Below are 8,614 nucleotides of genomic sequence, written 5' to 3' on the forward strand. Positions count from 1 at the left end.
TGCCGGCCGGTGGCCGGATGCCACTGGCCCGGCAGGCCGACGGCCAGGTGCTGCGGGCCCGACGGCCCGGCCAGCCCGGCGGCGGCCCGGAGCGGATCGATCCGTCGGCGCTCCAGACCCCGGCGGTCCGGGCGGCGCTCGCCAGCGTCTCGCGGATATGTCCCGCGTTCACCCCGCGTCAGGTCCTGCGCGAGGGCAGCCGCCACATCCTGGTGGCGGGCACCATCGGGCGGGCCCCGGTGGTCGCCAAGTGCCTGGCGCCGCAGGCGGTGCGGAGTGAGTACTTCGAGCAGCTGGTGGCCGACTTCCACCACGAGGTGGCGGTCTACCGGGCGTTCGTCCGGCACCGTCCGCCGGTGCGGCTGCCCCGGCTGGTGGCGGCCGACCACGACCGGTGCGTGCTGGTCATGGAGCGCGTCCCCGGGCGCCCGGCGGCCCGCGAGCGCCACCCGGTCAACGCGCCCACCCCGGGCGAGGTGCGGGCGCTGCTCACCGCGGTCCGCACGCTGAACCTGTGGCGGCCGCCGACCGACGTCTTCCAGCCACGCCTGGACTACCAGTTGGAGATCTCCCGCTACCACTCGGTGGGCCAGCTCACCGACCGGGACGCCGGCGACCTGCGCGGCCTGCTGCACGGCCTCGGCCACACTCCGCTCCAGCTCTGCCACGGCGACGCCCTGCTCAGCAACATGCTGCTGGCGCCGTCCGGCCCGGTGCTGGTCGACTGGGAGCAGGCCGGCTGGTACCTGCCCGGCTACGACCTGGCGGTGCTCTGGAGCGTCCTGTCCGGGGACACCGCGGCGCGTCGCCAGATCAGCCAACTCGCCCAGAGCGGCGGCACGCTGGCCCGGGACGCGTTCCTGGTGAACCTGGTGCTGGTGCTGATGCGGGAGATCCGGCTGTACGACGTGCCGGGCGCCGGCGAGGAGCAGCGGATCATGATCCGTCGGCTCTACGACGACGCGGCGCTCGCCCGCCGGGCCGTCCGCGCCGCGGTCGGGACCCGCTGAACCGCGGTCGGGCCCCCGCTGGGTCGCGGGAGTTCCTACGGCCGGGCGCCCCGTTCGAGGGCGGCCCGGCCGGCGGCCTCCAGGACGGTCTCGTCCGGGGCCAGGTGCACCCGGCTGCTGAGCACGTCCCGCAGGTACCGCTCCAGCGGGTGACGCCGGCTCAGACCGGGGTTGCCGGTGAGGGCGACGGCCTGCTGGACCACCGCCGTCGCGGCCCGGGTGGCCAGCAGGTGGGCCGGACCGGTCCGGGCGACGGCCTCCGGCTCGCCCCGGTCCACCCGGGGGGCCAGGCCCTCGACCAGTTCCTCGGCACCGATCAGCTGGGCCTCGATCTCGCCGAGGGCGGTCCGGTAGCGGGGCAGGGTGCCGAGCGGCTCGGTCAGGTTGGCCGGGGTGCGCTGGTTGAGGAAGCGGATCAGCCAGGCCTCGGCGGCCCGGGCGACGCCGATCGCCACCGCGGACAGGGCCAGGTCGTGCCAGGCCAGGGAGAGCTCGGCCTCGGCGTCGACGCCCTGACGGGCCGTCCGGCGACCGGCCGCCAGGCCGAGCGCGAGGTCGGCCGGCACCCGGACCCCGTCCAGCACGACGTCGTGGCTGGCGCTGGCCCGCAGCCCGAGCTGGTCCCAGGTCGGGTCGATCTCCAGGCCCTCGCTCTCGCCGCGGACCAGGAAGGTGCCGATCCTCGGCTCCTCCTCGTCGGTCCGCGCCGTCACCGCCATCCAGGCGAGCGCCTCGGCGCCGGTGCAGTACGTCTTCCGGCCCGTCAGCAGCCAGCCGTCACCGTCCCGTCGGGCGACCGTCGCGGGCAGCTCGCCCGCCCCGGCACCGGGCTCCGCCCGCAGCGTGTTGACCAGGACCGGGCCTCGCCGGGACTCGGTGAGCAGCCGCCGGTAGCCGGCCGTCGGCCAGTCGGCCCGCCGGGCCTGCTCGGCGTGCCGGAGCAGGGTGAAGGCGGTGACCACGGCCACCGAGGCGTCCCCGCGGCCGAGTTGGGACAGCACCCGGACGGTTTCGGCGAGCGTTCCGCCCGGCCCGCCGTACCGCTCGGAGACGGTGAGGGTGAGCAGTCCGGCCTCGTGGACGGCCTCGATCCCCTGGTACGGGAAGGTCGCGTCGCGGTCGTGCTCCTCGGCGCGGGCGGCCAGCAGGTCGACCACCCGGGGCAGCCCCGCGAGGGCGGTCTCGATCGCGGTGCGGTCGGGTGCGGGACCGGCGGGGCCGGCGGGGCCGGCGGACGGGGAACCGGTGGACGCGGAACCGGTGGATTCGAGACGGCCGGAATCGGACCGGTCGGAACCCGCCGTCGGCGGAACGGTCCGGGAACGGCGTCCGGCGCAGGCGTCCTTGACGGGAGCCTCCTTGGCGGGGGCGCTCCTGGGCGGACGGTCGCCGACGGGGCGGTTGTCGAACGCGTGGTCCTCGGACGAGCGATCGGCGGTCGAACGGTTGGCGGCGCGGGTCGTCATGATGCTGTGCCTCCGGGCGGCAGCGTGGGCTCGGCTGATGCGGGCGGCACCCCGTACGGGCGCGCGGTACCGATTGGCGGCCCCGGAGGCCGGCTCACGGCCCGCCCCCTGGTGTCGGCGCCGACCGGACACCCGGCCGACCGCTCGCCGCCGGGGGACGAATCCCCCTCAGCGGCCCGGACACGCCGCGCTGGCGGTGCGCCGCAGGTCGAGATGCCTGCGACGGGTCAGCAGCGGAAGACGGCACGGCATGTTCGCGACTGTACGAATCGTTGATCGATACCGTCAAGCAGCGTCCGGCCATCGGGCGGAGCCGGTGGCCCCCGCCGGAATCAGCCCTGCTGGAACATGTCCGCCGGAAGCGGCTTCAGCAGCTGATACAGGTCGTCCGAAATCGGTCGGTCCCAGGACGCGATGGTGACCAGGACGCCGTCGCTGCGGCCGAACTGGGCGCAGAACACGCGCTCCTCGCTGACCTTGACCTTCTTCACGATCAGCAGGTCGTCCCCGAGCATCACCGGGAAGTCCTCCGCCGAGACGAACTCGACCGGCTCGTCGTTCTCCAGCGCCGCGAGCAGCTGCCGCACCTCGAAGGGCACGCTGTCCCCGGTCTCCCGGGCGGGCGAACCCTCGGGAAGGTTGCCGATGAACATCGCCGGGCCTCTGCCGCCGAACAGGTCGTAGCGCAGAAAAATCCCCTGGCAGGAGCCGTCCGGGCCGGTCATCATGGCCGCACCGAAGTCACCGGGCCAGTCGCCCGGGTCCATCGCGAGCACGTCGAAGTCCGGGCCGGCGGGCTGTCCGGTGCGACGGCGGAGAAAAGACATGGGAACATCGTACGTGTCCGGCACACCGCGCTCGCGAGGTGGGTGGGGCACCGCCGGGGGACGGGCGGGAGATCGACGCTCAGAGACCAATGTTGACTCTGAGCAACCGTCCGGGCTACGTTCGGTTCAGCACGACAGCCGTTCTGGGTTTCACCCTCCGGGGGGACGGCATGTCGCAACGCGGCCCTACACGCGTTTCCCTCACTGTGCACTTGTCGTGCCGAACTGCCGAGCACCCAGCTTCGTCATCGCACACAGCACAAACACACAAGCCAACAGTTCCATGCATCACAAGCCAGATCCGCGGGGCCCCGGCCCGTCGCTCCCGTGGATCTGCTCGGGACACCGCCGCGTGGGGGCGTGCGGGTCCCGAGCATCGGTGCCGTCATCCGAGTCGCTCTCGGCTTCGGCGCCAGCCTCCCGGCGACTGCCGGCCCCTCGTGGGGCCGGGACCGGCCGACGCACCCCGGTGCGCAGGGGATGACTGGGAGGATGGCCTGGCAGTACTGCCGGGCCGCACAGCAGGCGCCGTGTCTGGCCGCGTGGGGGCGGTGGGCACGGCGTCTGCCCGTGCTCATACTCTGAGCTGCGTTTGTCTAACAGTCAACAGAAATTCTGACGGGGCACGCTCAATGGATCATCACTTGTGATGTTCGGACCCGAAAGATCGTCTGCGGAGCGGACCTCCGTCGGTCGGGAGCCCGGTCGGACCTGAACCGGCCTCCGCGAGAGGAGTCCGGTTCGCGACGAGGGCCCGCTCCACGACGAGGGCCCGCTCCGTGATGAGCGGCCCGGCAAGCCTCGGCTCGGGCCTCAGGTGAGGTCGAACTCACCGTCCCGGGCGCCGAGCACGAAGGCCCGCCACTCGCCCGGCGTGAAGACCAGGACCGGCCCGTCCTCCTGGCGGCCGTCCCGCATCCCGATGTAGCCGTCCACGAAGGCGATCTGCACGTCCCCGACGCCCTGGCTGCTGCACAGCCACTCCGCCCCGGTGAAGTCCACCCTGGGCTTGCCGTTCGGCGCCAGCCCCGGCTGTGCCCCGCCGACCTCCGTGTCCGTCCCGCTGCTGGATCCCACTGACCGATCTCCTCCCGACGGCGTTCCGGGGCCAGCCTAGCCACACCGCCCCGCCCCGGTCAGCGGGTTGACGAGGACTCCTCCAGGCGGGGACGGACACCGCCGGAGGAAGGGTTGAGGCGTGTCCCGACCGGCGGGGGCGGCGGGCAGCTGCCAGAGTGCTGCCAGGACGCCGCCCGGGCACCTCCCCGGCCCGGGCGGCCCGGAAAGCCCGGAAGGGCGGGCCCGCCGGCCGTCCGGGAGCCCTCGGCAGCCCCGCGCGGACCGGGCCGCCGCCGCTCGCGGACCGCCCCACCGCCCCACCGCGCTGCTCGACTGCTCCGCTTTGCCCGACCGCTTTGCCCGAACGACCCACCCACCCACCGATCCATCCACCGATCCGCTCAAGGGAGCAGCCGATGAGCCGCCGGGACGGCACCCGCGCCGACGTCATCCCCATCTCCGACGCCCCCTCGGCCCATCCCCCCGCACCCCGTACGCCTCCCTCGCCCACCTCGTTTCCCCGGCCGACCCCCGCCAGGCCCGCCACGCACGGGCGGGTCGGGATCGTCCTGGTCTCGCACAGCCAGGAACTGGCCACCGCCGTACGTTCCCTCGCGCTCGCGTTGACCGGATCCGACTCCCCCGCGCCGGTCGCGGCGACCGGCGGCGACCCGTCGGACGGACCGGGCATCAGCGCCGTCCTGGTGGCCGCCGCGACCCGCCGGGTGGACCAGGGCCACGGCGTGGTGGTGCTCGCCGACCTGGGCGGGGCGGTCACCACCGTCCGCACCCTGCTGTCCGACGCGGACGAGCACGGGCTGCCGTTCCCGGTCCGGTTCGCCAACGCCCCGTTCGTCGAGGGCGCGGTGGCCGCCACCGCGACCGCCACCGCGGGCGGGGACCTGGCCGCGGTGCTGGACGCGGCGGAGGAGGCCTACCGGCAGCACAAGGGCTGACCCCGCTCGGACGGGGCCTTGGGGGCCCGGGGGCCGCAGGAGCCCGGTGGGCGCGGTGGGCGCCGGTGGGCGGGCTCAGGGGCGCTCCTTGCCCTCCCAGGTGAAGACCGCCGGGCCCTCGCACTCCAGCGCGTGGCGCAGCCGCTCGTGCTCGCTCTCGATCATCGGCGGCAACTCGTCCAGCCCGAACCAGCCGACCTCCAGCGACTCGTCGTCGTTCACCCGCGCCTCGCCGCCGACCGCGCGGCAGCGGAAGGTCAGCACCAGGTACTGCGTCACATCGCCGTTCGGGTACGTGACCTGCGGCGAGACCGTGACGGAGGCGAGCAGCTCGGGCACGACCACCACCCCGGTCTCCTCCTCGCACTCGCGCACCACGCCGTCGGCGGGCTGCTCACCGGGGTCGAGGATGCCTCCGACCGGTGCCCACCGGCCGTCGTCGGCCCGGCGGGCGAGCAGCACCCGGTCGTGGTCGTCCAGCACGACGGCGACGACGGCGCTCAGCCAGAGCGGACGGGTGCCGACGAGGGCGCGGAGTTCGGCGAGGAAGGGGGGAATGGCCATGGCCGCAGCCTATCGGGGCGGTCACGGGCCGACCCGGCGCGTCCGGCCGGTGTCGGGGCGCAGCAGGGCGAGCACGGTGAGCCCGAGGATGTGCAGGTCGAGCCCGAGCGAGCGGTGCTCGACGTACCAGAGGTCGAGCTCGGCCCACTCGGGACGGCTGAGCGGGCTGGACGTCCGGCCGCGGCTCAGGGCGTGCAGCTGGGCCCAGCCGGTGAGGCCCGGCCGCACCGCGAGCCGGTCGCGCTCACGGCGGGAGTAGCGCACCACCTGGTCGGGGCTGGCCGGCCGGGGTCCGATCACCCCCATCTCGCCGCGCGCCACGTTCCACAGGCATGGCAGCTCCTCCAGGCCGCTGCGGCGCAGCAGGGCGGTGAGCCGGCCGTCCCCGCCGGTCCGGAAGCGCAGGATCTGGAACTCGCGGCCGTGCCGGCCGGTCCGGGTCTGCCGCTGGAGGACCGGGCCGCCGGTGGTGCAGCGGAGCAGGGCGGCGATCAGCAGGGCCAGGGGCAGTGCGACGATCGCGGCCAGGACGGCGACGGCGAGGTCGCCACCGCGTCTCATGAAGCGGCCATGGCACGATCCGGTCTGCCGCCCATCGCTCCCCCTCCGCGACGCTTCGAGCCGGAAGAACCCATTCACAGTAGAGGCGGGATGGAGCCTTCGCCCTGGAATGGTGAAAGAAGGGGACTCAAGATTGTCAGACTGGACGATATTCAGTCGGTCTGACCAATTTCGCTCGATCTGCCGTTTCGGAATGCCGAGAGCGATCGACGTAACGGGTGGGGGGATCGTCCGGACGGAACCCGCCCACCGTACGGCCGGCGTGCCGACCGGGATGCCGTCAGAGCGCGGCGCGACGCCGGTCGCGGATCACGCCGAAGGCGATCCGGCCGAGCAGCAGAACGCCCGCCGCCAGACAGCCGGCCACCGCCATCGCCCAGGCCGGCCCGTCACTGTCCGGAACGAACACGGCCACGACGATGCCGAGCGCCAGGCACGCCAGGCCCACCACGGCCAGCGGGAGCTGGTGGGTGACCAGGGCTCCACCGCTGCATGCACGAGCCATCCGGGAGGCCCCGTGGAGGTCGAGGGGGTCACGGTCCGCATCTGCCATGAGCCCAAGGTACCCCGGGGCAGCGCGAGCGGCAGCCCGCAGTGAGTGAAGGCGTGAACACCCTGTGCAACCGGGAGATCCGGCTGGTCAGGGGCTCGTCGGCACCTCCCCGAAGTGTGTCCGAGACGTCCGCGCGGGCATTCCGGCTCCACAATCAGTCCACGAAAAATCCTCGTCCCCCCGGTACAACCATCCGTCCGGTGCAGCGGTCTCAATGGCATTGAGTGATCCAGGAGCCGTTCGAGGGGCGGGTGTGAACCCCCCACCGAGAACAGGAATATCCAGGGACGGAGCCTCCGCCCCTGGAGTCGGAGGCCGGGCTCCGTCCTCCGGCGGTACCGCCACGCCGCTCGGCGAACGAGGGGGAACCGTGCCGCAGTCCCAGTCCAGTACATCGACCTCCGTGGCCCGCGCCCGGCCGGCACCCGGCGTGCGCGCGCTGCCTCCGCCCTCCGGATGCGCGGCGGACCGGCACGACACCGGCCGACCCACCGACCGCCTGCACGGCGAGCATCTGCACAAGGAGCTTCTTCACGGCGAGCGCCGGCACGGCGAGCACCACCAGGGCGCACACCGGGACGGCGGGGGCCGTCACCGGCCGGCCGTCGATACGGAACAGCAGGACGCTCGGGGCGAATGGCTGCGGTTCGCCCCCGTCCAGCCGCTGTTCCGAGCCCTGGCCGCCCAGCGGCTCGCCGTGCTCGCGTACCACGGGGTGACCGACCACCGATCCTTCGGCGCCCAGCTCGACCGGCTCCAGCGGCTCGCCACGCCCGTCTCGCTCGACGCGGTCCTCCAAGCCGTGACCGAGCGGCAGCCGCTGCCGCCCCGGAGCGTCCTGGTCACCTTCGACGACGCCGACCGGAGCGTGCTCACCCACGCCCTGCCGGCCCTCGACGCCCGGGGCATTCCGGCCACCGCGTTCGTCATCTCGGAGCTCATCGGCACCGAACGGCCGTTCTGGTGGCACGAGGCCGACTTCCTCGCCCGGCACGGGGGCCGGGCCCGCTCACTCGACTGCGGACACCCGTCCCAGCTGCTCCGACGGCTCAAGGCCATGCCGGACCCGGACCGCCGGCGCAGCCTGCACGAGCTACGGGTCAGCGCCGACCGCCGGCCGCCCCGCCAGGAGCAGCTGACCCCGGGCGACCTCCTCGCCCTGCGGGACGGGGGCGTCGCCATCGGCAACCACACCCAGGGGCACCCGTGCCTCGGGCGCTGCGACGACGACACCGTGCGCGCCGAGATCACCGGCGCCCACGAAGCCCTCACCCGCTGGCTGGGCGAACCACCGACCGCCTTCGCCTACCCGGACGGCGGCCACGACGTCCGTGCTGAAATCGTCCTGCAGGAGCTCGGCTACCGCCTCGGCTTCCTCTCCGACCACCGCCTGGGCCCCCGGCTCCCCTCCCATCCCCTCCAGATCAGCCGCCTCCAGGTCGACTCCACCACCAGCACCCGCCGCTTCGACACCATCCTCTCCGGCCTCGAACCGGCCTACCGCCGCTGGCGCCGCCAGGCCGTCGCGTAGCGCGGACGGCGCCTCCGCGGGTGGGGGGGGGGGGGGGGTGGGGGGGGGGGGGGCCCCCCCCCCCGGGGGCCCGACCCACAAACGGCA

The 8,614-nt window shown here is 74.0% G+C and carries 10 protein-coding genes; 3 read left to right on the top strand and 7 right to left on the bottom strand.

Going from position 1 to position 8,614, the window contains the following annotated elements; genetic code table 11:
* On the top strand, positions 1-1,010 hold a 1,010-nt coding region (locus tag KS423_RS21320; protein ID WP_374119999.1), incomplete at its 5' end, for an aminoglycoside phosphotransferase family protein.
* 35 nt (positions 1,011-1,045) lie between these two features.
* On the opposite strand, the gene KS423_RS21325 is transcribed toward KS423_RS21320, so the two are convergent.
* From KS423_RS21325 to KS423_RS21335, 4 genes are all read right to left on the bottom strand, one after another.
* Positions 1,046-2,476 carry an acyl-CoA dehydrogenase family protein gene (locus tag KS423_RS21325; protein WP_224281169.1) on the bottom strand — a complete coding sequence of 477 codons (1,431 nt, stop codon included), beginning with the start codon at positions 2,474-2,476 and terminating at the stop codon, positions 1,046-1,048.
* Positions 2,477-2,644: 168 nt separating this feature from the next.
* Complete coding sequence (locus tag KS423_RS48545; protein ID WP_350526312.1) at positions 2,645-2,728, bottom strand: putative leader peptide; 84 nt, start codon at positions 2,726-2,728, stop codon at positions 2,645-2,647.
* Between the two features lie 80 nt (positions 2,729-2,808).
* Positions 2,809-3,303, bottom strand: coding sequence for a hypothetical protein (locus KS423_RS21330; RefSeq protein ID WP_224281170.1), 495 nt, complete (start codon positions 3,301-3,303; stop codon positions 2,809-2,811).
* A gap of 813 nt (positions 3,304-4,116) precedes the next feature.
* A complete protein-coding gene (locus tag KS423_RS21335) occupies positions 4,117-4,329 on the bottom strand; it encodes a DUF397 domain-containing protein (protein ID WP_181970881.1) in 213 nt (70 codons plus the stop codon).
* A 449-nt stretch (positions 4,330-4,778) separates the two neighbouring features.
* Between KS423_RS21335 and KS423_RS21340 the strand changes: the two genes are divergently transcribed.
* Positions 4,779-5,318: a PTS fructose transporter subunit IIA gene (locus KS423_RS21340; protein ID WP_308020225.1), complete on the top strand. Its 540-nt coding sequence runs from the start codon at positions 4,779-4,781 to the stop codon at positions 5,316-5,318.
* A 75-nt stretch (positions 5,319-5,393) separates the two neighbouring features.
* Here KS423_RS21340 and KS423_RS21345 read toward each other — a convergent pair whose 3' ends face one another.
* The 3 genes from KS423_RS21345 to KS423_RS21355 all read right to left on the bottom strand — a co-directional run bounded on the left by KS423_RS21345 (position 5,394) and on the right by KS423_RS21355 (position 6,996).
* Positions 5,394-5,882 (bottom strand): NUDIX domain-containing protein, encoded by a 489-nt coding sequence (locus tag KS423_RS21345; protein ID WP_224281171.1) that lies wholly within the window; start codon positions 5,880-5,882, stop codon positions 5,394-5,396.
* Between the two features lie 21 nt (positions 5,883-5,903).
* Entirely contained in the window at positions 5,904-6,443 is a 540-nt protein-coding gene (locus KS423_RS21350; protein ID WP_224281172.1) for a sugar transferase, read from the bottom strand.
* Positions 6,444-6,723: 280 nt separating this feature from the next.
* Entirely contained in the window at positions 6,724-6,996 is a 273-nt protein-coding gene (locus KS423_RS21355; RefSeq protein ID WP_224281173.1) for a hypothetical protein, read from the bottom strand.
* A 370-nt stretch (positions 6,997-7,366) separates the two neighbouring features.
* Here KS423_RS21355 and KS423_RS21360 point away from each other — a divergent pair, with 370 nt between their 5' ends.
* On the top strand, positions 7,367-8,527 hold the full coding sequence (locus KS423_RS21360; RefSeq protein ID WP_224281174.1) for a polysaccharide deacetylase family protein: 1,161 nt from the start codon (positions 7,367-7,369) through the stop codon (positions 8,525-8,527).
* Positions 8,528-8,614: the final 87 nt, after the last annotated feature.

The organism is Streptomyces sp. LS1784, from assembly GCF_020103755.1.
GTDB lineage: Bacteria > Actinomycetota > Actinomycetes > Streptomycetales > Streptomycetaceae > Kitasatospora.